At 69.8% G+C, this 23,761-nt stretch carries 24 protein-coding genes, 1 tRNA gene, 1 pseudogene and 1 riboswitch; of the genes and pseudogenes, 12 read left to right on the forward strand and 14 right to left on the reverse strand.

The window, feature by feature from the left end; all coding sequences use genetic code 11:
• Positions 1 to 55 precede the first annotated feature (55 nt).
• Positions 56 to 1,072 carry a tetratricopeptide repeat protein gene (locus IH25_RS0117185; RefSeq protein ID WP_030610364.1) on the forward strand — a complete coding sequence of 339 codons (1,017 nt, stop codon included), beginning with the start codon at positions 56 to 58 and terminating at the stop codon, positions 1,070 to 1,072.
• A 79-nt stretch (positions 1,073 to 1,151) separates the two neighbouring features.
• Here IH25_RS0117185 and IH25_RS39505 read toward each other — a convergent pair whose 3' ends face one another.
• Genes IH25_RS39505 through IH25_RS39510 form a run of 3 tightly spaced genes read right to left on the reverse strand, consistent with a single transcriptional unit; the run spans position 1,152 to position 3,279 of the window.
• Positions 1,152 to 1,391, reverse strand: coding sequence for a hypothetical protein (locus IH25_RS39505; protein WP_078844282.1), 240 nt, complete (start codon positions 1,389 to 1,391; stop codon positions 1,152 to 1,154).
• Between the two features lie 49 nt (positions 1,392 to 1,440).
• On the reverse strand, positions 1,441 to 2,058 hold the full coding sequence (locus IH25_RS41205) for a HEPN domain-containing protein (protein ID WP_157846979.1): 618 nt from the start codon (positions 2,056 to 2,058) through the stop codon (positions 1,441 to 1,443).
• Between the two features lie 9 nt (positions 2,059 to 2,067).
• Positions 2,068 to 3,279, reverse strand: a complete 1,212-nt coding sequence (locus tag IH25_RS39510) for a DUF262 domain-containing protein (RefSeq protein WP_078844284.1) — start codon at positions 3,277 to 3,279, stop codon at positions 2,068 to 2,070.
• A gap of 783 nt (positions 3,280 to 4,062) precedes the next feature.
• Between IH25_RS39510 and IH25_RS42295 the strand changes: the two are divergent.
• Positions 4,063 to 4,428 (forward strand): annotated as a pseudogene (locus IH25_RS42295) (IS481 family transposase); the annotation flags it as partial.
• A gap of 717 nt (positions 4,429 to 5,145) precedes the next feature.
• On the opposite strand, the gene IH25_RS0117190 reads toward IH25_RS42295, so the two are convergent.
• Entirely contained in the window at positions 5,146 to 5,631 is a 486-nt protein-coding gene (locus IH25_RS0117190) for a DUF2267 domain-containing protein (RefSeq protein WP_030610367.1), read from the reverse strand.
• A gap of 300 nt (positions 5,632 to 5,931) precedes the next feature.
• A complete protein-coding gene (locus IH25_RS0117195; RefSeq protein ID WP_030610369.1) occupies positions 5,932 to 6,360 on the reverse strand; it encodes an Hsp20/alpha crystallin family protein in 429 nt (142 codons plus the stop codon).
• Between the two features lie 167 nt (positions 6,361 to 6,527).
• On the opposite strand from IH25_RS0117195, the gene IH25_RS0117200 reads away from it, so the two are divergent.
• A complete protein-coding gene (locus tag IH25_RS0117200; protein ID WP_030610372.1) occupies positions 6,528 to 6,830 on the forward strand; it encodes a hypothetical protein in 303 nt (100 codons plus the stop codon).
• 47 nt (positions 6,831 to 6,877) lie between these two features.
• Here IH25_RS0117200 and IH25_RS0117205 read toward each other — a convergent pair whose 3' ends face one another.
• Positions 6,878 to 7,834 carry a GlxA family transcriptional regulator gene (locus IH25_RS0117205; protein WP_030610375.1) on the reverse strand — a complete coding sequence of 319 codons (957 nt, stop codon included), beginning with the start codon at positions 7,832 to 7,834 and terminating at the stop codon, positions 6,878 to 6,880.
• Between the two features lie 154 nt (positions 7,835 to 7,988).
• On the opposite strand from IH25_RS0117205, the gene IH25_RS0117210 reads away from it, so the two are divergent.
• Complete coding sequence (locus IH25_RS0117210; RefSeq protein ID WP_030610378.1) at positions 7,989 to 8,438, forward strand: membrane protein; 450 nt, start codon at positions 7,989 to 7,991, stop codon at positions 8,436 to 8,438.
• A gap of 59 nt (positions 8,439 to 8,497) precedes the next feature.
• Here IH25_RS0117210 and IH25_RS0117215 read toward each other — a convergent pair whose 3' ends face one another.
• Positions 8,498 to 10,051 carry an MFS transporter gene (locus tag IH25_RS0117215; RefSeq protein ID WP_030610380.1) on the reverse strand — a complete coding sequence of 518 codons (1,554 nt, stop codon included), beginning with the start codon at positions 10,049 to 10,051 and terminating at the stop codon, positions 8,498 to 8,500.
• A 61-nt stretch (positions 10,052 to 10,112) separates the two neighbouring features.
• The gene (locus tag IH25_RS0117220; RefSeq protein WP_051753978.1) at positions 10,113 to 11,426 is read right to left on the reverse strand and encodes a DUF445 domain-containing protein; all 1,314 of its coding nucleotides are present in this window, start codon (positions 11,424 to 11,426) and stop codon (positions 10,113 to 10,115) included.
• Positions 11,427 to 11,626: 200 nt separating this feature from the next.
• Between IH25_RS0117220 and rdgB the strand changes: the two genes are divergently transcribed.
• Positions 11,627 to 12,229, forward strand: coding sequence for an RdgB/HAM1 family non-canonical purine NTP pyrophosphatase (rdgB, locus tag IH25_RS0117225; protein WP_030610384.1), 603 nt, complete (start codon positions 11,627 to 11,629; stop codon positions 12,227 to 12,229).
• 4 nt (positions 12,230 to 12,233) lie between these two features.
• On the opposite strand, the gene IH25_RS0117230 is transcribed toward rdgB, so the two are convergent.
• Together IH25_RS0117230 and bcp are read right to left on the reverse strand one after the other, a co-directional pair.
• Positions 12,234 to 12,320, reverse strand: a tRNA-Leu gene (locus tag IH25_RS0117230).
• 46 nt (positions 12,321 to 12,366) lie between these two features.
• Positions 12,367 to 12,834 (reverse strand): thioredoxin-dependent thiol peroxidase, encoded by a 468-nt coding sequence (bcp, locus tag IH25_RS0117235; RefSeq protein WP_030610385.1) that lies wholly within the window; start codon positions 12,832 to 12,834, stop codon positions 12,367 to 12,369.
• Positions 12,835 to 12,936: 102 nt separating this feature from the next.
• Between bcp and IH25_RS0117240 the strand changes: the two genes are divergently transcribed.
• The 3 genes from IH25_RS0117240 to sugE all read left to right on the forward strand — a co-directional run bounded on the left by IH25_RS0117240 (position 12,937) and on the right by sugE (position 14,122).
• Entirely contained in the window at positions 12,937 to 13,266 is a 330-nt protein-coding gene (locus IH25_RS0117240) for a DUF3618 domain-containing protein (RefSeq protein ID WP_030610386.1), read from the forward strand.
• Positions 13,267 to 13,290: 24 nt separating this feature from the next.
• Positions 13,291 to 13,650, forward strand: a complete 360-nt coding sequence (locus IH25_RS0117245; RefSeq protein WP_030610388.1) for a GroES family chaperonin — start codon at positions 13,291 to 13,293, stop codon at positions 13,648 to 13,650.
• A 49-nt stretch (positions 13,651 to 13,699) separates the two neighbouring features.
• A riboswitch (guanidine-III (ykkC-III) riboswitch) is annotated at positions 13,700 to 13,768 on the forward strand.
• 33 nt (positions 13,769 to 13,801) lie between these two features.
• A complete protein-coding gene (sugE, locus tag IH25_RS0117250; RefSeq protein ID WP_030610391.1) occupies positions 13,802 to 14,122 on the forward strand; it encodes a quaternary ammonium compound efflux SMR transporter SugE in 321 nt (106 codons plus the stop codon).
• 42 nt (positions 14,123 to 14,164) lie between these two features.
• Here sugE and IH25_RS0117255 read toward each other — a convergent pair whose 3' ends face one another.
• Positions 14,165 to 17,053 (reverse strand): transglycosylase domain-containing protein, encoded by a 2,889-nt coding sequence (locus IH25_RS0117255; RefSeq protein WP_107058406.1) that lies wholly within the window; start codon positions 17,051 to 17,053, stop codon positions 14,165 to 14,167.
• 923 nt (positions 17,054 to 17,976) lie between these two features.
• On the opposite strand from IH25_RS0117255, the gene IH25_RS0117260 reads away from it, so the two are divergent.
• Genes IH25_RS0117260 through IH25_RS0117270 form a run of 3 tightly spaced genes read left to right on the forward strand, consistent with a single transcriptional unit; the run spans position 17,977 to position 20,561 of the window.
• Positions 17,977 to 18,777: an ABC transporter permease gene (locus IH25_RS0117260; RefSeq protein ID WP_030610394.1), complete on the forward strand. Its 801-nt coding sequence runs from the start codon at positions 17,977 to 17,979 to the stop codon at positions 18,775 to 18,777.
• The gene (locus tag IH25_RS0117265; protein ID WP_051753972.1) at positions 18,770 to 19,597 is read left to right on the forward strand and encodes an ABC transporter permease; all 828 of its coding nucleotides are present in this window, start codon (positions 18,770 to 18,772) and stop codon (positions 19,595 to 19,597) included. Before IH25_RS0117260 ends, IH25_RS0117265 begins: the two co-directional genes overlap by 8 nt.
• Positions 19,578 to 20,561 carry an ABC transporter ATP-binding protein gene (locus IH25_RS0117270; protein ID WP_030610398.1) on the forward strand — a complete coding sequence of 328 codons (984 nt, stop codon included), beginning with the start codon at positions 19,578 to 19,580 and terminating at the stop codon, positions 20,559 to 20,561. The genes IH25_RS0117265 and IH25_RS0117270 overlap by 20 nt, the downstream gene beginning before the upstream one ends.
• Positions 20,562 to 20,573: 12 nt before the next feature.
• Here the strand turns inward: IH25_RS0117270 and IH25_RS0117275 are convergent, their stop codons facing one another.
• From IH25_RS0117275 to IH25_RS0117285, 3 genes are all read right to left on the reverse strand, one after another.
• Positions 20,574 to 20,987 (reverse strand): hypothetical protein, encoded by a 414-nt coding sequence (locus tag IH25_RS0117275; RefSeq protein WP_030610399.1) that lies wholly within the window; start codon positions 20,985 to 20,987, stop codon positions 20,574 to 20,576.
• 136 nt (positions 20,988 to 21,123) lie between these two features.
• Entirely contained in the window at positions 21,124 to 21,858 is a 735-nt protein-coding gene (rph, locus tag IH25_RS0117280; RefSeq protein WP_030610401.1) for a ribonuclease PH, read from the reverse strand.
• Between the two features lie 78 nt (positions 21,859 to 21,936).
• A complete protein-coding gene (locus tag IH25_RS0117285; protein WP_030610403.1) occupies positions 21,937 to 22,170 on the reverse strand; it encodes a glucose PTS transporter subunit EIIB in 234 nt (77 codons plus the stop codon).
• 155 nt (positions 22,171 to 22,325) lie between these two features.
• Between IH25_RS0117285 and IH25_RS0117290 the strand changes: the two genes are divergently transcribed.
• Entirely contained in the window at positions 22,326 to 23,612 is a 1,287-nt protein-coding gene (locus IH25_RS0117290; protein ID WP_030610405.1) for a PTS transporter subunit EIIC, read from the forward strand.
• Positions 23,613 to 23,761: the final 149 nt, after the last annotated feature.

Genomic DNA, 23,761 nt, shown 5'->3' on the forward strand with positions numbered 1-23,761 from the left:
CGCGTGCCCCCGGCGCGCCTCACGTTTACCGGCGCCCGGCAGTACGGTGTCCCCCATGCGCCCCGACACGCCTGCCGAGAATGTCGACCACGCCACCGAAGCGGCCCGCCTGGAGCGGACCGCCGGACTGTACCCGGAGGATGCCGAGACCCTCCTGCTGCGGGCGGCGGCCCACCTGGAGCTGTCCGGCGACCGCCCCGCGGCCACCACGCTCTACGACCGCCTGCTGTCGTCCTCAGCGGAGCTGGCCAACCCCGCCCTGGTCCGCGCCCTGAAGGCCTCCAACCTGTGGGAGTACGGCCACGAGGCCGAGGCGAGGGCGATCATCGAGGGCATCCGCTCGACGGCCCCCCGCGACCCGGCCCCCTGGGTGATCGCGGCGGAGGCCCTGGAATCGCACGACGAGCTGGAGGCGGCGGCGGAGACGTTCACGGAGGGAGCCCGCCTGCTGATCCCCGGCCCGTCGGAAACGCCCCTGCCCGCCACCCACCCCCTGCTCCACGGCCGCCACCGCGTCCGCCGCATGCTGGCCCTGCCGCACGACGACTGGGACACCCTGGCGGACACCGTGCACACGGGCCCGGTCCCCCTCGACGAACTCCACGACCCGAAACGGGTGTGGTCGCTGGGCTCGGACAACCCGGCGGAGCTGGAGGCGGAGATCTCCCGCCTGCGCGCGGAACTGGGCGCCTACCGCGCGGCCCTGTCCCGCCCGTTCCCGGTCGCGGTCCTGCACTGGCCCGCCCCGGAACTGGAGGAACTCCTCACGGCGTACCCCACCCTGTCCACGGAGTACCCCTCCCACCCCGAGCACTTGGCGACCATAGAGACCTCCCTCCGCGAACTGGCCGCCTCGGGCACACCCAACCTGGGCATCGTCACCGGCACGGTCCCGTCCTACGAGGCCTTCGCCGCCTCGGAAGCCACCTCCCCGACCGACCCGACCCTGCTCCCCCAGTACGCGACGACCCTGGCAGCCCGGGGGCGTGCGGTGGCTTGGCCTCCGGGGGAGGGGGCGGGGTGTTGGTGTGGCTCTACTCAGTCTTACGTAGCCTGCCATGGGAAAGGTTGAATACGGCTGGGCCTCTCTCTAGCGCTGTCAGAAGTGAGGTGGGGCGAGTGCACTATCACTGGCCCCACACACTTTCGACTCAGCGATCGAGTTCCGGGAATGCTCTCTGAATGATCTCAATCAGCTCACGAGCGCCGTCAACATCCAGCTGGACACTCTGGCTGATTTTGTTGAGGATCTGACGATCGGCAGACCCATAAGTATCCAGTTGCAGTACGCGCCGGCCATCCACAACAAATGATCGAAACCCGCAAGTTACTGGGCCGTGCAACCTCTGCACGTCTGCCTGAACAGGTTCGAATTTTTCGATCAAAGCCATCGCACACCTCCCACTGTATTTAGCAGCCAAAAACAACGGAAAAACTCCGTCATTTATTAGCCATCTCCTCGTCGAGATCACGGAATCCTTCTAGAACAAGGTTGACCACTTTCAACTCGTTCTGCGGATCCGGCCTCACCTGCATTTTCGCTCCCTTGTGGGCAGCATCACCTCGAGCCGTGGCCCACGCCTCAGCCGCACTCAGCCAGGTAGCGTCTATCTCTGCCTCCTGTATTCCAATGGGTAGAAGGAGGCGAAGAAGATTCTTCTCCTTTATCCCATGGTTTTGATTCCTGGCATATCGATGCAACTCGGTCCGAGCCGCTTCCACCCGCGCCGCAAGCGACGGGAATTTAGCAGGCCTCGCCGCAGCCCCACTTAACGACTCAGGTATGGCGGGAGCAGATTCTCTATATGCCATCATCGCCAAGAGGCTGGTCGTAATTGATCCCGCAGCTTTCCATTGCGATATTGCGTTATCGACAACTTCTATCACACGGTCCTCTATGAATGACTCGAATTCGGCGTGCGCCAAGACCCTGAACGCCCGCGTATGTTCATACACCTCATCTCCGTATGAGCCTGTAGGGTCAAATTCTTTGGGCAGAAAGCATCGACGAAGCTCCTCTATTCGCTTCGCCAGCTCCTCGAATCTGGGAGACGCCATCTTTCCCCACTACGGAATAAGTCGATTGTCACGCAACTCTGGTACGTGCACCTGCGCCTCGATCGCCTCGCCAAGCGCTTCACCCCAAAGAGAGAGTCGTCGGTGAGTAGCAAGTGGCGTCTTAGTGGTTGTTTGGATGGATTCAACGAAGCGCTGATTAGTCTCACACAGATTACGAAAAGCCCATTCGACCACTGCTGCGCGGGAAACTGCCGCCGAACGGACATTCGCGTCCGAGAAGTAGTAGGTCATGACGTCAAATACAGCTCGATTGAACCGTCCCTCATACTTGCCACCTGCCCAGCGGTAGAAGGCATTATCGCCGAATACCTTGAACGTAGCCTCGATGGCTCGGTTACAATTTTCCCCCACCTGCTTAATCCGCTCCTCTTCCCTGACCCACTGCGCATTAAGCACATTAACAGTGTCGTCAAGGAATTTCTTAAGATTACCCGTGTACTCGTCCAGGGTGAATTGGAAGCCGAAGTATCGTAGGAGTACCTCAACGTCCCTCATGCGGAAATCTGGTTTGTCGATACGCAAAGCTGCTCGTAGCCACTCGCTATCCGAGGCACAGTCATCCAAAAAGTCTGTGAAAGGGCCTGGATGAAGGGCTTGGCGGAGTTCCTGGGGAGATAGCTTTACGCTGCCAGTGTTCAGGCGCAAGAATACGAGGTTAAGGAAGTCCTCATTAGGCCAGCGCCGAACGACGACAGTTCGAATCGTTTCATTGAGGAGCGAATTTAGATCGTCTACATAATTGTCGTCGGTCTCCATCTTCTTCAGAGTTACGAGTCTTAGGTCTTCGCGCACCTCAAGGCCAGTGAGCGAGAATCCCTTGAAATTCTCCTCTTCCGCTGAAGCCGCAAAAGATGAGCCGGCCGCAAACTGCCTCAGTGCGAGAAGTCGCTGCTTTCCATCCAAGACGATGAATTTTCCGCGCCGGTTCTTGTCCTCTGCGAGGACAATTTGCGGGATAGGTAGACCTAGGACGAGAGACTCAATAAAACGACTCTTCCTGGGCTTATTCCAAGCGTCCCTGCGCTGAAAACGCGGGTTGAGTTGAATATTACCTCGCCGAAGCTGGCTAAGAATCGTCTCGGCAGTCCAGTCCGTGTCAGTGACTACAGCTCGTGTCACCTCTTCGGAGGTGACAGAGGCAGCGGTGTCCTCTTCTTCACCATCTACATCGTCCCAGTCGAGGCCGTCGTCGTTAGCCATGCCACTCCCCATCACAGTTCCCAACCAGAAGACCCACCGGGTTTGTCAACGGGCCTGGCTTCACAGCCTAGATCGCGGATGGGGACATGCGAAGACTTTCAGTCAGGAACCGCCTCACACGCATACCCATATGCCCCATTAGCGATATATGCGAAATATGTACAACTTTCTACTTCTCATGCCTTGCACGGTAGGCCGGTGGTCGCTCTAGACGACGATCAGAACGGGAAGACACGAGTCGGAGCATGTCGAAGCCGGCGCGCACTCGCATTGCCCCCTCACCTGACCAGTGCAAGTATCGACATCGATGCGATCGTTGCGATACGCGGGATGCGCGACCGGCTTAGACGACCGCGTGGTCGAGTCCGTTACTCAGAAGTAGGTAGCCCGACCGTATGCGTGCCAGGGGAGGTTTAAGCCGCCAATACAGTCCTGTTTCACAACCTCCGGAATAGTTGCACCACAGGAAAGGAGGTCAGCATCTCGTGAGAATCGGGTAAAGCAATGTATTGAACGGCCGTGCTCGCCGGGATGATCTCTAGCCTGTTGCAGGTGGCCGCCGTGCTTCCATGTTGAGGGAAAACATGGGAAGAGTTTCGATGACCCGAGATATCGCCGTCCGGGGGCGCTCTCGTGCCGAGGGGGTAGTTTTTCGAAGTCCGAGGCCAACAAATGGGAACTCTCGTTGGTCCCCCTCTGTCGCACTGCTGTAGGTCGGCGGGGGAGCTCCTGCGGACCGACGACGATAGCAGCGACAACTCTGCCAAGCACCACTGCCATAGGATGATTGGGCCTGGGGGGCTACTTCACCTGAGCCGTTGTCTCGTATACGACGGCTGGCCGCTGCGCCAGACCGTGGAGCGTTTCCACGTCAGCCACACCACCGCCGCTCACTACCGGGCCTTGGGCGTCACCGGAATGGGTGACCACCCCCAGCCGGGGCACGATTGAGGAGACGACCTACGGCTGCGTCGCGAACACTGCATCGGAGCGCTGTCAACTCGCGACCCGATCGCCCACCCGGATCCCCCAGCGGTACTGCCTGCCGCCCCTGGCCGCCCTCGACCGGGCCACCGAACCGATTCGCCGCTACGAGCAACCCCCGCCCCGGCGATCTAGTCCACATCGACGTCAAGAAAATCGGAAGGGTCACGGCAGTAAGTGTGAGAGTCTCGGACGGCCGAGAGACGCCGCAACAACCCACCGGCAAGATGCCGTGCATTTTGCCCACCTTGCCAGGTCGTAACCACTTCGTGACCGTACTCGTAGCCACCGGGTCACCGAACCCTCGGATTTCAGCACATTCCGCCCTGGCCGACCATGCCTCCAAAGACGCAGCCCCGTGTGGGACGCCACTGGGCTTCAGAAAACCGCCAGCGGCGACCTCATCCTACGTAGCGCACTATGCCGACCCTGCGGTGGCCCACGCCCATGCTCTCGCCGAAAGTGGATGACACGGATGGATCCCTAACCGATTCTACCGCAGAACCCACATCGGCTCCGACCGCCTGCCGTCATCGCCAATATTCTTCTAACCTTGGACAGGCAACGCTGACAGGTCAGTCACTGACGCATCAGCCTCTTGCCCCCATAATTGATTGCCGCGTCAGACGGTTGTAATCAGCCACGGACGTGGTCAATTGGTTAGGAAGTTGGCGTGATGCTGGGCACCGTAACCAAGCTATAGGCGCTGGGCCATCGCTGAATCGTCCTTCATCAAGGCGTGCGAAGATTCATGGCCAGGTGCTGACCCGTCGCGGATTGATAAAGGATGCATGCGAATCAGCGACTGTAGCGGGTTCGGACGTACGCACGCGCTGTAGGCGCCGTAGGGTGCGGCGCCCACGGGCCTTATCCTGTTTACGCCTACGCCGTCGCCGCCAGTTCCGCCCTCCCGAACAGCAGCGCATACCCCGGAGGAAGTTCGGACAGCACCCGCGTGGTCAGGGGTTCGCCGATTCGGGTGGCGAGGACGCTGAGGACCGAGCTGACGTCCCAGCGGGCCGTCGCCGGGGTTGCGCCCTCGATGCGGGTGGCGACCGAGTCGACGAACTCGCGGGCCGTCAGGGGGTGGGTCGCGGGGATCTGGGAGGCGATGACCCGGCCCGCCTCGCGCGGGAGCGCCTGCGCCAGGGCCACGCGTTCGTCGCCGGTGACGTGGCCACCCAGGGCCGACAGGACGATGCGGGTGATGCGTTCCGCCTCCGCCCTGGTCGTGTACTGGCCCGCCTCGCGCACCGCCTCGGTCAGCTCCAGCCAGCCGGTGTCCTCGGCCGCGTCCCGGATGCGGGGGCGGGGCTGAGGGGTCTGGGCGGGGACGGTGATTCTCGGCTGCGGGGTGGTCACGGTCATCGTGCTGGCTCCTCCTCCGGAACACTGCGGGGCACCTGCAACCGGGTACCCCGTAACACGGCGGGCATGAGCGGGAGTTCGGCCAAAGAGCGGCGTGTGGTGTCTCTGGTGGTGTGTGGTTGCTTGTGGCCTGTTGTGGTGATTTATCGGCTTGGTGGTGTGCGGCGCTTCCCCTTCCCTCGGCCTCTTGCCTCGGCGGGAGCGCCCGACGGCATCACGGCCCGTCTGCCGCCCGGGCGCGTCCCGGGTCCCGCTCCGGCCTCGGGACGCGTCCGTATCGGCGGTGGCCGCCGGCCGGGCTCAGCCGCTGATCTGCCTGCGGCCCGAGCCGCCGCCGGTGATCTGGATGCGGCGGGGCTTGGCCTGTTCGGCCACCGGGATGCGCAGGGTGAGGACGCCGGCGTCGTAGGAGGCGTCAATGCGGTCCGTGTCGAGCGTGTCGCCCAGGAACAGCTGGCGGGTGAAGGTGCCCGTCGGCCGCTCGGCGACCAGCATCTCCGCGTCCTCGGGAGCGGGGCTCCGCCGTTCGGCGCGGACGTTGAGGACGTTGCGCTCGACGTCCAGTTCGATCGTCTCGGGGTCGATGCCGGGCAGGTCGAAGTGGACGAGGAACTCGTCCCCGGACCGGTAGGCGTCCATCGGCATCACGGCGGGCCCCGCGGTGTTCGCGCCGAGCACCTGCTGCGCGAGCCGGTCGAATTCACGGAACGGATCCGTGCGCATGAGCATCACAGGTCACTCCTCTCTTCAGGCGCTGTGTGCGATGCCCTTCGGCTTCTTATATAACTCTCCGCTGGAAACTTGACAAGCCTCGACTCAGGTTCGTCCGGCCCTCCGACCTGCGCGTTAGTCTCGGCCGGAACATCACGGATAACGAGGGTTACCAGGAGGCACTCATGGCCAGGGTTCCCAGCGCGGTCGTCGCCGCCACCGGGCTCGTCGGCGGCTACGGCGTCGCCCGTTGGACCAAGAAGCGGCAGCTGGGCGGGGCCGTGCTGGCCGTCGCCGGGGCCGCCGCCGCGCAGCAGTGGCGCACCCGGGCCGGGGGCAAGGCCGCGGGCGCGCTGACCGCCGCCTACGTCGCCGCCTTCGCCGGCTCCCACCCGCTGGCCAAGAAGGTCGGTGCCTGGCCGGCCGTCCTCGGTGTCGCCGGCGCCGTCGCCGCCGCCTCCTGGGCCGTCGCCGACCGCAAGGCCTGACGGCCACGGAACATCACTTACAGGGGGCTACGGGGCTGCTGCCGTCCCTACGACGCCCGCTCCTCCGCCCGGAACGCCCTCCGGTACCCCTGCGGGCTCGTCCCCACCACCCTCCGGAAGCGTTCCCGGAAGGCCGTCGGGGAACCGAAACCCGTCTGGGCCGCGATCCGTTCCACGGGGTGGTCCGTCGCCTCCAGCAGGTACTGGGCCCGCCGCACCCGGGCCCGGTGCAGCCACTGGAGCGGTGTCGTGCCGGTCTGGTCGCGGAAGCGGCGGTTGAGGGTGCGGGTGCTCATGCCGGCCTTCGACGCCATCTCGTCCAGTGTCAGATCCTGGTCGCAGTGGTCCTCCAGCCAGCGCAGCAGCGGCTCCAGGGTCGCGCCGGCCGGGGCCGGGGGCAGGTCCCGGACGATGAACTGGGCCTGCCCGCCCTCCCGTTCCAGCGGCATCACGGACATCCGGGCCGCGTGCGCCGCGACCGCCGAGCCGAAGTCCTTGCGGATCATGTGCAGGCACATGTCCAGCGCCGCCGCCGCGCCCGCCGATGTCAGGAACTGGCCGTTGTCGACGTAGAGCACGTTCGGGTCGACGGTCACCTGCGGGTAGCGCGCCGCCAGGTCACCGGCCGCGATCCAGTGGGTCGTCGCGCGCTTCCCGTCCAGCAGGCCCGTCGCCGCGAAGAGGAACGCGCCCACGCAGATCGACGCGATCCGGGTGCCGTTCGCCGCCGCCGCGCACAGCGCCTCGGCCACCCCGGGCGGCAGCGTCTCCGGCGGCTCCGCGACCCCCGGCAGGATGATCGTGTCGGCCTCCGCGAGCGCCTCCAGACCGTACGGCGCCCGGACCGTGAAGGCGCCCGACGCCACCTCCTCCCCCACCGAGCACACCCGCACCCGGTACGGCTCCCGGCCGTCGGGCAGCCGGGCCCAGCCGAAGGTGTCGACGGGGGCGGACAGATCGAACGGGATGACGCCGTCCAGCGCCAGTACGGCCACGGTGTGCATGGCAGGAACCTAGCCGTACGACGGGTTGTCGCCAACCCCCGCCGAGCAGGCCGGACGTGGGGCGTGCGCCGCCCGGTGCCGGTGGCGGGAATCCGTTGACGGGTGGCAATCCCGCCGCTTTTCGCGGGTCCGGGCCGCGCCCTAGCGTCGGCCCGTGACCAAGTTCCTCCTCGCCGTGCACGTCATCGCCGCGATCCTCGCCATCGGGCCGGTCGCCGTCGCCGCCAGCATGTTCCCGCCCGCCGCCCGGGCGGCCCTGGCCGCCGGTCCCGGCACCGACGCCCTCGCGACGCCGCGCCTGCTGCACCGCATCTGCCGCGTCTACGCCGTCGTGGGCGTCGTCGTCCCGGTCTTCGGCTTCGCCACCGCGAGCGAGATGGGCGTGCTCGGCAGCGCCTGGCTGATCGTGTCCATCGCGCTGACCGCCCTCGCCGCCCTCGTGCTGGTCGCCCTGGTCCTGCCCGCCCAGTCCGCGCTGCTGGAAGGGAGCGCGGGGTCCGGGCGGGCGGCCCGCCTCGCCATGGCCACCGGTGTCTTCAACCTCCTCTGGGCCGCCGTCACCGTGCTGATGATCGTCCGGCCGGGCTCCACCACCGGCGCCTGAAAGCCACTCCCTCCGGCACCTGAGCGCCGGCCCACCGGCACCTGACGCTCACGCCCTGCTTACGGCCTGCTCGCCGCCGGCGGGGCCGTAGGGCCGCCGCCCCGCGGACCCGGCGTGCCCCGAGCCGGCCGCGCCGCCTCCTTGGCGCGGCTCGCCACCGCCGTCAGCGGGCGGGCGATGTCCTCCAGGGAGCGGCCCTCGGCCCGTACCGCCAGGAACACCGCGACCAGGCCGGCCGCGCACATCAGCGCCGCGCCGATGGAGAAGGCCAGGACCGTGTCGCGTACCCGGCCGGTGCCCGTGAGGTCGGCGAACAGCAGCGGGCCGCTGATGCCGCCGGCCGCCGTGCCGAGGGCGTAGAAGAAGGCGATGGACATGGCGCGGGTCTCCATCGGGAAGATCTCCGACACCGTCAGATAGGCGCTGGAGGCGCCCGCCGAGGCGAAGAACAGCACCACGCACCAGCAGGCGGTCAGCGTGGCCGCGGTCAGCGAGCCCCGGCCGAACAGCCAGGCGGTGCCGAACAGCAGCAGGCCCGACAACAGGTAGGTCGAGGAGATCATCACGCGCCGGCCGACCGTGTCGAAGAGCTTGCCGAGCAGCAGCGGGCCGCAGAAGTTGCCGGCCGCGATCACCGCGAAGTAGTAGCCGGTGTGGTCGGAGGGCACGTCGTAGAACTTGGTCAGGATCGCGCCGAAGCCGAAGGTGATGGCGTTGTACAGGAACGCCTGGCCGATGAAGAGGGAGAAGCCGAGGACCGCGCGCCTGCGGTAGCGGCCGAAGACCGTGCGGGCGATCTCCAGGAAGGAGACGCTCTTGCGCTGGTGGATCTCCAGCTCGCCCTCGGGGTCCGGCAGCCGTTCGCCGCGCTCGGCCTCCACCCGGCGTTCGATGCCGGAGACGATCTCCTCGGCCTCCCGGTCCCGGCCGTGGATCAGCAGCCAGCGCGGGCTCTCCGGGACGTGCCGCCGTACCAGGAGGATGACCAGCGCGAGGACGGTGCCGAGGGCGAAGGTCAGCCGCCAGCCGACGTTCGCGGCCAGCAGGTCGGTGTTCAGCGCGACGATCGACAGCAGGGAGCCGCCGACCGCGCCCAGCCAGAAGCTGCCGTTGATGATCAGGTCGACCCGGCCGCGGTAGGCCGCCGGGATCAGCTCGTCGATCGCGGAGTTGATCGCCGCGTACTCGCCGCCGATGCCGAAGCCGGTCAGGAAGCGGAACAGGAAGAACCACCAGGCCTGCCAGGAGACGGAGGTCAGGGCGGTCGCGGCCAGATACACCGCCAGGGTGATCATGAAAAGGTTCCGGCGGCCGAACCGGTCGGTCAGCCGGCCCCAGAACAGGGCTCCGACGCAGGCGCCCGCGACGTACAGCGCGGCGGCGACGCCGGTGACCTGCCCGGAGGAGATCGCCAGGCCGCTGCCGGACTCCGACAGCCGGCTGGCGATGTTGCCGACGACCGTGACCTCCAGGCCGTCCAGGATCCATACGGTGCCCAGCCCGATCACGATGGTCCAGTGCCAGCGGGACCAGGGCAGCCGGTCCAGCCGGGCGGGGATGTTCGTGGTGATCGTCCGGCCGGTCCGTACCGGCGGTGTCTCCGCTTCGCTCATGGGCTCCCTCCTCGTCGAAGGACGCAAGTCCGGGTGCCCCGACCGTGCCGGAACAGTCCGGTCAGGCTCCCAGGCCGCGCGAGACCGCGTAGATCAGCAGCCCCGCGAGGGACCCCACCACCGTGCCATTGATCCGGATGAACTGCAGGTCGCGGCCGATGTGGGCCTCGATCTTGCGGGTGGTGTGCTCGGCGTCCCAGCCCGCCACGGTGTCCGTGATCAGCGAGGTGATCTCCTTGCGGTACGTCGTCACGACGTGCACCGCCGCCCCCTCCACCCAGGCGTCGACCTTGCCCTGCATCTTCTCCTCGGTCGCCATCCGGGTGCCCAGGGACAGCAGCGCGGACCGCACCCGGCGGCGCAGTTCGCTGCGCTCGTCCTCCGCCGCGGCCACGACCATCGACCGTACGGCCGTCCAGGCGGACGCGATCAGGTCCTGCACCTCGCCCCGGCCCAGCACCTCGCTCTTGAGCCGCTCCACCCGCGCCCGGGTGTCGGTGTCGGACTGGAGGTCGCCGGCGAAGTCGGTGAGGAAGCGGTCCAGCGCGCCGCGCGCCGGGTGGGAGGGCATGTCCCGCATCTCGGTGACGAACCGCAGCAGCTCCTTGTAGACGCGCTCGCCGACCTTGCGGTCCACGAACCGGGGGGTCCAGCCGGGCGCGCCGCCCTCCACGGCCACCATCACCTCGGCCCGGTGCAGCTCCAGCCAGTCGTGGGCGCGGGAGACCACCAGGTCGACCACCCGCCGGTGCCCGCCGTCGGCGACGACCTTCTCCAGCGTCTTGCCGAGGCCCGGCGCGATCTCCTGGGCGTCGGCCCGCCGGGTGACCGCCTCGCCGACGACCGCCCGCACGTCGGAGTCGCGCAGCACGGTCAGGGCGCCGCGCAGGGCGGTGGCCAGTTCCGCCGTCACCCGGTCGGCGTGCTCCGGCTCGGCCAGCCAGGCGCCGAGCCGGCTGCCGATGCCGACCGCGCGCAGCCGCTGCCGTACGACGTCCTCGGAGAGGAAGTTCTCCCCGACGAACTCGCCCAGCGAGACGCCCAGCTGGTCCTTCTTGGTGGGGATGATCGCGGTGTGCGGGATGGGCAGCCCGAGCGGGTGCCGGAACAGGGCGGTGACCGCGAACCAGTCGGCGAGCGCGCCCACCATGCCGGCCTCGGCCGCCGCCGCCACATAGCCGGCCCAGGTCCCGGCGCCCGCGTGCTGGGCGGCCTTGGCCAGGACGTAGACCACCGCGACGAACAGCAGCAGGCCCGTCGCCGTGAGCTTCATGCGCCGCACCCCGCGCCGCCGCTCCTCGTCGGCGGGGGTGAACGCCGTCATGGTGCGGTACGACGCGGCCCGCTCCGGTGTTCTCGTCTCGGTACGTTCCATCAGCTCCACCCGTCCGGTGATCCCCGCCCACAATTGTCCCTGCCCGTCCGACTCCGGGAACAGGACAGGAGTTCCCGGCGCCGGTCCCAGGAGCCGGTACCCACGGCGGGTACGGGGCAGGCGCGGAGGTGGCCGGGCGGGGACGAACACGGGCGGGGCCGGGCGGGGAAGGGCGCGGGCGGGCAGGAATACTGTCGGGCATGACCCGCTTGATCCTCGCCACCCGCAACGCCGGAAAGATCACCGAGCTGAGGGCGATCCTCGCCGAGGCCGGACTGCCGCACGAACTGGTCGGCGCCGACGCCTTCCCCGAGGTCCCCGACGTCAAGGAGACCGGCGTCACCTTCGCCGAGAACGCCCTGCTGAAGGCGCACGCCCTGGCCCGGGCCACCGGGCTGCCGGCCGTCGCCGACGACTCCGGGCTGTGCGTGGACGTCCTGGGCGGCGCCCCCGGCATCTTCTCCGCCCGCTGGGCCGGCCGGCACGGCGACGACGAGGCCAACCTGAGGCTGCTGCTCGCCCAGCTCTCCGACATCGCCGAGGAGCACCGCGCGGCCCACTTCGCCTGCGCGGCGGCCCTGGCGCTGCCGGACGGCACCGAGCGGGTGGTGGAGGGGCAGTTGCGCGGCACGCTGCGGCACGCCCCGGCCGGCACGAACGGCTTCGGCTACGACCCGGTCCTCCAGCCGGAGGGCGAGACGCGGACCTGCGCGGAGCTGAGCCCCGAGGAGAAGAACGCGATCAGCCACCGGGGCAAGGCGTTCAGGGCCCTCGTCCCCGTGGTGCGGGAACTGATGGGCTGATCTGTGGTGCGGCCGGAGGGACTCGAACCCTCACGGGAGTTACCCCACTGGGACCTAAACCCAGCGTGACTGCCAATTCCACCACGGCCGCCTGGTGCTGCCCGGCCATGCTAGCGGCCGGGCAGTGCCCGCGGACGTCAGATGCCCAGATCCTTGATGATCTTGGCCACGTGGCCGGTCGCCTTGACGTTGTACAGGGCGCGCTCGACCTTGCCGTCCTCGTCCACGACCACCGTGGAGCGGATGACGCCGACGACCGTCTTGCCGTACAGCTTCTTCTCGCCGAAGGCGCCGTACGCCTCCAGCACCTTCTTGTCGGGGTCGGCCAGCAGGGTGACCTTCAGGGATTCCTGCTCGCGGAACTTCGCGAGCTTCTCCGGCTTGTCCGGCGAGATGCCGATGACGTCGTAGCCGGCGGCGGCCAGGACCTGGAGGTTGTCGGTGAAGTCGCAGGCCTGCTTGGTGCAGCCCGGTGTCAGGGCGGCCGGGTAGAAGTAGACGATGACCTTGCGGCCCTTGTGGTCCGCAAGGGACACCTCGTTGCCGTCGGCGTCGGGGAGGCTGAAGGCGGGGGCAACGTCCCCGGGCTGGAGTCGCTCGCTCATCGGACTAGCGTAACCGGGGGCCCTTGCGGTGCGGTGCGGCCGTGAGCTGACAGACTGTTCGCAAAGCAGCAGCAGATTTCGGCGAACTTCGGAGGCCGTACGGTGGCGGACACGTCGGACACCAGAACCCCGGCGCAGATCGAGGCGGACATCAGGCGCCGCCGCGAAGTGCTGGCCGAGACGCTCGACGAGATCGGGGTGCGGGTGCATCCGAAGACCGTCGTCGGGGACGCGAAGGCCAAGGTCGTCGCGCATGTCGACCACACGGTCGGACGGGCGTACGTGCAGGTCAACCGCGCCGTGAGCGAGGTGAAGGCGCGGTTCACGGACGAGGAGGGGGCGCCCCGGCTGGAGCGGGTGGTGCCCGTGGCGATGGTCGTCGTGGGGGTCGTGGGGTTGCTCGCCCTGGGGGCCCGGCGGCGCAGGGACTGACCGGGAACAGGTAGGTTTCGACGCGTGAGCGCCAACAGAAACGAGCAGAGCACTCCCCACCACGACAAGCTGCCCATCCGGATGCTGCACGACCGGGTTCTCGTGCGGCAGGAGACCGGTGAGGGCGAGCGGCGGTCGGGCGGCGGCATCCTGATTCCCGCCACCGCGGCGGTCGGACGGCGGCTGGCCTGGGCCGAGGTCGTCGCGGTCGGTCAGAACGTACGGACGGTGGAGCCCGGCGACCGGGTGCTGTTCGACCCGGAGGACCGGGCGGAGGTCGAGGTGCGGGGCGTGGCCTACGTCCTCATGCGCGAGCGTGACCTGCACGCCGTGGCCGCGGACCGGTTCGAGGGGTCGGAGGACTCCACGGGGCTGTACCTGTAGCACGTGGCAGAAAGAGGGCCGGTGACCGTCGTCACCGGCCCTCTTTGCCGTGCCCTTGCTACGGTGGAAGGACCCGACGAGACGCGCCGTACCGGGTCCAACGCAAAGACGACGCACCCCCAGGAAGAGTCATTGTCTCGGAGGTGCCGTCATGGCCTGGATCCTGCTCGTCGTCGCCGGTCTGCTGGAAGTCGCCTGGTCGATCGGGATGAAGTACAGCGAGGGTTTCACCCGTCTGGTCCCGAGCCTGTTCACCGGCGCCGGCATCGTCGCCAGCATGGTCCTGCTGTCCTACGCCGCGAAGTCCCTGCCCATCGGCACGGCCTACGGCGTCTGGGTGGGCATCGGCGCGGCCGGCGCGGCGGTGCTCGGCATGGTGGTGCTCGGTGAGCCGGTCACCGCCGCCCGGATCTTCTTCGTGTGCCTGCTGCTGGTCGCCGTGGTGGGACTGAAGGCGACCAGCGGTCACTGAGCCGCCGAGGCCCCGGCCCGTCATGGGGCCGGGGCCTCGCGTCTACAGGCCGGGGCCGCCCCCGGCTCCCCCGTCCGCGGCCGTGGTGCCGCCCGCGTCGGTGCCCCCGCCCGGCGTGCCGCCGCCGGTGGCCGTACCGCCGCCGGGAGTGCCGCCGCCGGTGGTGGCGGTGCCGCCGCCGTCCGTGGCCGGGCCGCCGCCGCCCGTCGTCGTCGTGTTCCCGCCCGTGGTGGGCGTACCGCCGGTGGCCGTGCCGCCGGTCGCGGGGGCCCCGCCGCCGGTGGTCTGGCCGCCGTCGGCGGGCGTGCCCGTGGTGGCGCCGTCGGTCGGGGTGGCGGACGGGCCGCCGGTGTCCTGGCCGCCGTCGGTGGTGGTGCCGCCGGTGTCCTGGCCGCCGTCCGTGCCGGGCTCGGCCGTGCCCGAGGTGGCCGGGGGCTCCTCGACCCGGTCGGCGCCCTGCTGGAGCCGCAGGTCGAAGTCCTTGACCGGCTTGCCCTCCAGCGCGTCCCGCGTGTACTGCGCCCAGATCTCGGTGGGCGCGCCACCGCCGTTGATACGGGCCAGGCCGAGCGCGCCGTACAGCGGCTGGTGCTTGGCCGTCACAGGGTCCTGGCCCATGACGGAGACCACCGTGGCCAGGTCGGGGGTGTAGCCGGCGAACCAGGCGGCGGTGTCGCGTTCGGCGGTGCCGGTCTTGCCGGCCGCCGGACGGCCCGCGGCCTGCGCGGCGGTGGCGGTACCGCTCTCGACCACGCTCCGCAGCACCGAGGTGGTGGTGTCCGCGGCCTCCCGGCTGACGGCCTGCTTCACGTTCCGCTCGGGCAGCTTGATCTCGTCCCGGCCGTCCTTGGTGACCTCCTGGACCAGGGTGTACGTGCCGTGCTTGCCGTGGTTGGCGAGCGTGGCGTACGACTCCGCCATCTCCAGGACGCTGGCGGTGGCGGTGCCGAGCGCGATGGACGGGGACGGGTAGAGGTCCGGGGTGTCGGCGGGCACGCCGAGGGCGACCGCGGTCTCCTTGACCTTGGCCGGGCCGACGTCGGTGGCCATCTGCGCGTACACCGAGTTCACCGACAGGTCGGTGGCCTTGCGGACGGTGATCGGGCCGTACGAGCGCTGGTCCTCGTTCTCCGGGGCGTAGGAACCGCCGCTCCAGCCCTGGACCGGGCGCTGGTTGGTGCCGTCGTAGACCGTGTTCGGGGTGATCGTGCGGCCGTCCTGGGTGGTGGACCCGTTCTCCACGGCGGAGGTGAACACGAACGGCTTGAACGTCGAGCCGACCTGGAAGTCACCGCGGGTCGCGCCGTTGGTGTACTGCTTCACGTAGTCGATGCCGCCGTACAGCGCGACGACCTCGCCGGTCTTGGGGTCGACGGAGGCGCCGCCGGCCCGGACGTAGGTGTCGGCCTTGTTGTTCTTCTTGTCCAGCTTGCTCATCAGCTGGTCGTCGACCGCCTTGACGAAGGCGTCCTGCCGGTCCTTCTGAATGGTGGTCTTGATGCGGTAGCCGCCGGCTTCGAGGTGGTCGCTGTCGATGATGTTGTTGCTGATCAGGTACTGGTTGACCGCCTCCACCAGGTAGCCGCGCTGGCCGGACATGCCCGTGGAGATCGTCTGCTCCTTCGGCATGGGGAACTTCATCCCGGCCCGCTCGGACTGCTCCAGCCAGCCCTTCTTGACCATGCCGTCCAGCACGTAGTTCCAGCGGGCGAGGGCCGCCTTCCGGTTCTCCGGGTGGGCCACGACGTCGTACTCGCTCGGCGCGTTGACGAGCGCGGCGAGGTAGGCGGCGCGGGCCGGGTCCAGGTCGTCGGCGTCGCGGCCGTAGTAGGCCTGGGCGGCGGCCTGGATGCCGTAGGCGTTGCGGCCGAAGTAGCTGGTGTTGAGGTAGCCCTCCAGGATCTCGTCCTTGGACTTGTTCTGGTCGAGCTTGATGGAGATGAAGAACTCCTTGGCCTTACGGGTGACCGTCTGCTCCTGGGCCAGGTAGTAGTTCTTCACGTACTGCTGGGTGATCGTCGAGCCGGACTGCTTGCCCTTGCCGGTCGCGGTGTTCCAGGCGGCGCGGATCATCGCCTTGGGGTCGACGGCGGACTCGGAGTAGAAGTCGCGGTCCTCGGCGGCCAGGATGGCGTGCTGGGCGTCCTTGGAGACGTGCGCGAGGGAGACGTTCTCGCGGTTGACATCGCCGTCGCGGGCCAGCTGGGAGCCGTCGGCGTACAGGTAGACGTTGCTCTGCTTGGTCGCGAACGCGTTGGCCGGCGGGATGTTGACCATGGTGTAGCCGACGAAGAGCACGCCGATGACCAGCAGCACGCCGACGAAGCAGGTGCCGAGCACCATGCGCCAGGTCGGCACCAGCCGCCGCCAGCCGGTCCGCTTGGGCCGCTTGCCCTTCTTCGCGTTCTTGGCGTTGGCCTTCTTGCCCGGGGGCCCGTCACCGTCGGCGGCGGCGAGCACGGTGGTCTCGGCCTCCGGAGCGCCCGGGGTGCCGGCCGGCGGGGGCGCGGATTCGGTACGGGGGCCGGGCACGGCACGGGTGGCCTCGGGGCCGCGCGCCTTGGCTCCGGGAGCACCGGCACCGGCACCGGCCGCGGACGCGGAGACGGCACCGGCGGCCTTGGCGCCCTGGGCACCGGCGGCGGCACCGGCCCCGGCCGCTCCGGCGGCGCCTGCCGCGCGGGCGGCCCGGGCGGCCCGGGCGGCGGCCGGGGAGGAGGCGCCGGTGGTGCTCGTGGTGCCGGCCGCGGGCGCGGCACCGGCGGGCTTGGTGCCCTGGGTGCCGGTCGTCTGCGTGCCGGGGGTCCGCGCGGAGCGCTTCCCGGCGCCCGGCTCCGCCGGGGAGGCCGACGGGGTCTTCGTACCCGGTGCGCCCGATGCGCCCGGTGCGTCCGGCTCGCCCGCGCGGGGCGCGCTCACCCGCCGGAGCACCTGGGTGGTCTCGGGCGCCTGCGCGGCACCGGCAGCGCCACCGGTACCACGGGCGGTACCGCCCGCCGGACCGGCACCCTGCCCGCCGCCGCGCGGCCCGCCGGCCGCCTGGCCGGGACGGGTCTCGCGGGCCGGCTTTCCGCCGGAGCGGTCCGCGGGCGCGGGCGTCTCGGCGGACCTGGGCGGGGTGATGCGCCGCAGTATCCGGGTGCTCTCGGACGGCTGGGCGGGCGGCTGGGCCTGCCCGGCACCGGCCGGTCCGCCCGCCTTCCGGGCGCCCGCGCCGTCGGCGAAGTCCGCGCCCCCCTGCCGGTCCGCGCGGGCATCGCGCGCCGCCTGCCGGGCGCGCGCCACGGACGCCGTCCGGTCCTGCGGTGCCCGGTCCGCGCCCCGGGCGCCGTCGGCGGACTCCCCGCCCGGCCGCCCGGAACGCTCCCGGCCGAAGTCGTCACGGCCCGGCGTGCCCGGACCCTTACGGGCACCCCCGGCACCACCGTCACCACCGGTGCCTTCGGCGGCCCGGTCGGTCCGGTCGGCGCGCTGCCGTCCGGTTCCCGCGGCACCGCCGGCCCCCGCCCCCTCGGGGCGTCGAGGCCGGTCGGTGTGCTGTTCGGCGGCCTTCTCCGCGTGGCCCCCCGGCTTCCCGGGCCCTTCAGCCGGCAGCGGCTTTTCCGGCGCCACGCCTTCGTTCGGCTGCTGCGGCTGCGGCTCGTCGCTCATGTCGTGCACGGACTCCTGTTTCGCGTCGTACGTTCCCGTACGCCTCGTACGCTTCTGCGCTCCCCCTGCTTGAAGACTCTCGCACCTGGCGTTCCGTTCCCGGATTCCGGCACCGTTACGGCGGAAAACGCGTGGCCGGCCGCCGGGTCGCCGGACTAGGCTCCTGCGCTTCGGTGTCGAGTGGTCCGAGGAGGTCGACTGGCGTGGGCGCGGGACGGTTGTACGCGGCTGTCGCGGCAGGGGGGTTCCGACGGTACGCGACCTACCGCGCCGCCACTGCGGCAGGGGTGTTCACGAACACCGTCTTCGGTCTGATTCTCGTCTACACCTACCAGGCACTGTGGGACGAGAGGCCCCATCTCGGCGGCTACGACCAGGCGCAGGCGGTCACCTACGTCTGGCTCGGGCAGGCCTTCCTGTCGACGCTGGCGATCGGCGGCGGCGGGGTCGAGGACGAGCTGATGGAGCGGATCCGCACCGGGGACGTGGCGATCGACCTGTACCGGCCGGCCGACCTCCAGCTGTGGTGGCTGGCGGCGGATCTCGGCCGGGCGCTCTTCCAGTTGCTGGGCCGGGGCGTCGTGCCGTTCGCGTTCGGCGCGCTGTGCTTCCCGGTGGCGCTGCCGGCCGACGCGGGCACCTGGGCGGCGTTCCTGGTGGCGGTCGTCCTGGCGATGCTGGTCGGTTTCGGCATCCGGTACCTGGTGGCGCTGAGCGCGTTCTGGCTGCTGGACGGCACCGGCGTGACGCAGATGGCGTGGCTGCTGGGCTACTTCTGCTCGGGCATGCTGCTGCCGCTGAACGTGTTCCCGGGCGCCCTCGGCGAGGTCGTCCGGGTGCTGCCCTGGTCGTCGCTGCTGCAAGCCCCGGCGGACATCCTGCTGGGGCACGCCGATCCGCTGCCCACCTATCTGTTCCAGGGCGCCTGGGCGGTCGTGCTGCTGGGTGCCGGGCGGCTGGCGCAGTCGGCGGCCACGCGCCGGGTGGTGGTGCAGGGTGGCTGAGGGGCGGCTTGGGCGGACGGCCGAGGGGGTACGGGCGTACCGGCTGATCGCGGGGATGTGGGTGCGGTCCACGATGGCCTACCGCGCGTCCTTCGCCATGACCACGTTCGGGAACTTCGCGGCGACCTTCCTCGACTTCGTCGCGATCATGCTGATGTTCTCCCGGGTGGACGCGCTCGGCGGCTACCCGCTGCCCGAGGTGGCGTTCCTGTACGGGCTGTCCGCGACCTCCTTCGGCCTGGCGGACCTGCTGATCGGGTCGATGGACCGGCTGGGCCGGCGGGTGCGGGACGGCACCCTGGACACGCTGCTGGTGCGCCCGGCGCCGGTGCTGGCGCAGATGGCGGCCGACCGGTTCGCGCTCAGGCGGCTGGGCCGGGTGACGCAGGGCGCGCTGGTGCTGGGCTGGTCGCTGACCCGGGTGGACATCGGCTGGACGGCGGACCGGCTGCTGCTGATGCCGGTGATGGTGGCGAGCGGCTGCGGGATCTTCTGCGCGGTGTTCGTGGCGGGGGCCGCGTTCCAGTTCGTGGCGCAGGACGCCTCGGAGGTGCAGAACGCCTTCACCTACGGCGGGACGACGCTGCTGCAGTACCCGCCGACGGTGTTCGCGAAGGAGCTGGTGCGCGGGGTGACGTTCGTGCTGCCGCTGGCCTTCGTCAACTGGCTGCCCGCCACCTATGTGCTGGGCCGGCCGTATCCGCTGGGCCTGCCGCAGTGGACGGCGTTCGCCTCGCCGTTCGTGGCGGTGGCGTGCTGCGCGCTCGCGGGGCTCGCCTGGCGGGCGGGACTTCGTTCGTATCGCAGCACAGGGAGCTGACGTGGGCGACTTCATCACGCTGGAGAACGTCGAGAAGGTCTTCCAGGTGCGCCGCAAGACCGGGCTGTGGCGGCGGGAGCGGCGCGAGGTGCGGGCGGTGGACTCGCTGTCGTTCGGCGTGGCCCGCGGGGAGATGGTCGGGTACATCGGGCCGAACGGCGCCGGGAAGTCGACCACCATCAAGATGCTGACCGGGATCCTGACGCCGAGCGCCGGGCGGCTGCGGGTGGCGGGGATCGACCCGGCGCGGGAGCGGACGCGCCTGGCGCACCGGATCGGGGTGGTGTTCGGGCAGCGGACCACGCTGTGGTGGGACCTGCCGCTGATCGACTCCTACCGGCTGGCGCACCGCATGTACCGCATCCCGGACGCCCGTTACCGGCGGAACCTGGACCGGCTGGTGGAACTGCTGGAGCTGGGCGCCCTGCTGGACGTGCCGGTGCGGCAGCTGTCGCTGGGGCAGCGGATGCGCGGGGACATCGCGGCGGCCCTGCTGCACGACCCGGACGTGCTGTATTTGGACGAGCCGACGATCGGTCTGGACGTCGTGTCGAAGGCCAAGGTGCGCGAGTTCCTGCGGGAGGTGAACGCCGAGCGCGGCACGACCGTGCTGCTGACCACGCACGACCTCCAGGACATCGAGCAGTTGTGCTCCCGGGTGATGGTGATCGACCACGGCCGGCTGGCCTACGACGGCGCGCTCGCGGGGCTGCACGAGGCCGGGGAGAGCGAGCGGACGCTGGTGGTGGACCTGGAGCGGGAGCTGCCGCCGGTGGAGGTGCCGGCGGCCCGGGTGGTACGGGTGGAGGGGCCGCGGCAGTGGCTGGCGTTCCCGGCGGGCCAGTCGGCGGCACCGCTCGTCGCGCACCTGGCGGCCCGCTACCCCCTGGTGGACCTGTCGGTGCGGGAGCCGGACATCGAGGCGGTCATCGCCAGGATGTACGCGGAGCGGACGGCGCCGTAGACCGCGGGCGGGCTAGGAGGTGCACACCTTCGTCAGTTCACCGGCCGCGTCCGTCACCGGCTTGACGTCCGGTGTCCCGTCGCCGTTCCTGATCGCCGTACGGACGTTGTCCACGGCCTTGCCGAGGTCGTCCACGGCCTTGTCGACGTCGGCGTTGTCGGTCTTGTCGCCGATCTCGCGGAGGTTCTTCTCGATGGAGTCGAGCGCGGCGTCGGCCCGGGAGGGGTCGTTCGCGGCGTTCTCCACGGCCTGTTGGAGGTCGGTGACGCTGTCGGCGACGGCGTCGGCGGTCTGTACGCAGTCCAGCGCCTTGTCCACGGCGTCACAGCCGGTGGTCAGACCGGCGGTGAGCGCGACGGCGGCCACCGTGGCGGCGACGGCGGCGACCCGGCCCCGGCGTGGGCGTGGGCGTCGGCTGGCGGGCATGGCGGGTTCCCTCCCCTGGGACGGTCGGCCGGGCGCGCGGGGATGAACCGCGCGCCCGTACCCACAGGGACGCCACCGGGCCCCGGCGGGTTGCCGACGGGGCCCGGCCGGTTGCCGACGGGGCCCCGCGGACGCGTCACGCCCGCGCCGTCTCCAGGGCCGCCCGCTGGAGCGCGGCCAGTTCGGCGCAGCCGCCGACGGCGAGGTCGAGCAGGGCGTTCAGCTCGTCGCGGGCGAAGGGCTCGGCCTCGGCGGTGCCCTGGACCTCGACGAAGCGGCCGTCGCCGGTGCAGACGACGTTCATGTCCGTGTCGGCGCGCACGTCCTCCTCGTAGCAGAGGTCGAGCAGCGGGACGCCGCCGACGATGCCGACGGAGACGGCGCTGACGGTGCCGGTGAGCGGCTGCCGGCCGGCTTTGATCAGCTTCTTGCCCTGGGCCCAGGCGACGGCGTCGGCCAGGGCGACGTAGGCGCCGGTGATCGCCGCCGTGCGGGTGCCGCCGTCGGCCTGGAGGACGTCGCAGTCGAGGACGACGGTGTTCTCGCCGAGCGCCTTGTAGTCGATGACGGCGCGCAGGGAGCGGCCGATGAGCCGGGAGATCTCATGGGTGCGGCCGCCGATCCTGCCCTTGACGGACTCGCGGTCGCCGCGGGTGTTGGTGGCGCGGGGCAGCATGGCGTACTCCGCGGTGACCCAGCCCTCGCCGCTGCCCTTGCGCCAGCGCGGGACCCCCTCGGTGACGGAGGCGGTGCAGAAGACCTTGGTGTCGCCGAAGGAGATGAGGACGGAGCCCTCGGCGTGCTTGCTCCAACCGCGTTCGATGGTGACCGGGCGGAGCTGTTCGGGCGTACGGCCGTCGATGCGAGACATGCCGCCGAGCCTAGCCGTAGCGGACGAAGGGGCTCCTCCCGTGTCGGGAGGAGCCCCTTCGGGGTGAACCGGGACGGCTCACATCATGTCTTCGATCTCCGCGGCGATCGGGTCGGCGTCGGTGCCGATGACGACCTGGATGGCGGTACCCATCTTCACCACGCCGTGGGCGCCGGCGGCCTTCAGGGCGGCCTCGTCGACCAGGCTCGCGTCGGACACCTCGGTGCGCAGCCGGGTGATGCAGCCCTCGATCTCCTCGATGTTGTCGATGCCACCGAGCCCGGCGACGATCTTCTCAGCCTTGCTGGCCATATTCCTTCTCCCTGCTCAGAACCGCTTGGTCGCAGTAACCCACAGTTGGCCCATCTTCGCGAGCGGTCGTGCCGTCCGTGCCCAATGATGGCGATCACAACAGCGGAACCGTCCGCCGACTGGTCTACACCACCGCGGGGAAGGTCGCCAAACCCATGAGCGCCGAGAGCACGGCCGGCCCCCTGCGGGCCCGCTGGAACGGTCTGTTCCAGGGCTTGCAGAAGATGGGCCGCAGCCTTCAGCTGCCCATCGCCGTGCTGCCGGCGGCGGGCATCCTGAACCGGCTGGGCCAGCCGGACCTGTTCGGCGCGGACGGCCTGGGCTGGACGGACGTCTCCAAGGTGATGAGCGGGGCGGGCGGTGCCCTGCTGGACGGGCAGCTCGGGCTGCCGCTGCTGTTCTGCGTGGGCGTCGCGATCGGCATGGCGAAGAAGGCGGACGGCTCGACCGCGCTCGCGGCGGTGACCGGTTTCCTCGTCTACTACGGCGTGCTGCGACAGTTCCCCGAGGCGTGCCCGGCGGGCGCGAAGGTGGTGACGACCGGCTGCCAGGCGGCGAACGGCACGGTGACTACGTTCACATACCAGAACCCGGGTGTCTTCGGCGGCATCGTCATGGGTCTGCTGGCGGCCTTCTTCTGGGCCCGCTACCACCGCACCCGCCTGGTGGACTGGCTGGGCTTCTTCAACGGCCGCCGGCTGGTGCCGATCATCATGGCGTTCACGGCGATCGTGTTCGCGGTGGTGTGCCTGCTGGTCTGGCCGGCCGTCGGGGGCGCCCTGGAGAGCTTCAGCGGCTGGCTCAGGGACGCGGGCGCCTGGGGCGCGGGCGTCTTCGGGGTGGCCAACCGGGCGCTGCTGGTGGTGGGCCTGCACCAGTTCCTCAACGTGCCGATCTGGTTCCAGTTCGGCAGCTACACCAAGCCCGACGGCATGGTGGTGCACGGCGACATCAACATGTTCCTCCAGGGGGACCCGAACGCCGGCCAGTTCACCTCGGGCTTCTTCCCGGTCATGATGTTCGCGCTGCCGGCCGCCGCGCTGGCCATCACGCACTGCGCGCGGCCCGAGCGGCGCAAGGAGACCGGCGGTCTGATGCTGTCGGTGGCGCTGACCTCGTTCGTGACCGGCATCACCGAACCGCTGGAGTACTCGTTCCTGTTCGTCGCGCCGGCCCTGTACGCCGTGCACGCCGTGCTCACCGGGGTGTCGATGGCGGTGACCTGGGCGCTCGGGGTGCACGACGGGTTCAGCTTCTCGGCGGGGCTGATCGACTACGTGATCAACTGGAACCTGGCGACGAGACCCTGGGCGATCATCCCGATCGGCCTGTGCCTGGCGGCCGTCTACTACGTCGTCTTCCGCGTCGCGATCACCCGGTTCGACCTGAGGACACCGGGGCGGGAGCCGGCGGAGGAGGTGGAGGACGTCACCAAGGTCTGAGGCCGTGTCACCGTGGGTCCGGGGCGCACAGCGCGTAGCGCCGCGGTCGCGGAATCACGGGTTCCTTACGCCGCCTTCATCGTGCTACAACAGGTCTACACCACAGGTGGTGTAGACCAGAGACGCTGCCGTCCCCTTCCATGGTTCCC

This window comes from Streptomyces achromogenes subsp. achromogenes (assembly GCF_000720835.1).
GTDB classification, from domain to species: domain Bacteria; phylum Actinomycetota; class Actinomycetes; order Streptomycetales; family Streptomycetaceae; genus Streptomyces; species Streptomyces achromogenes.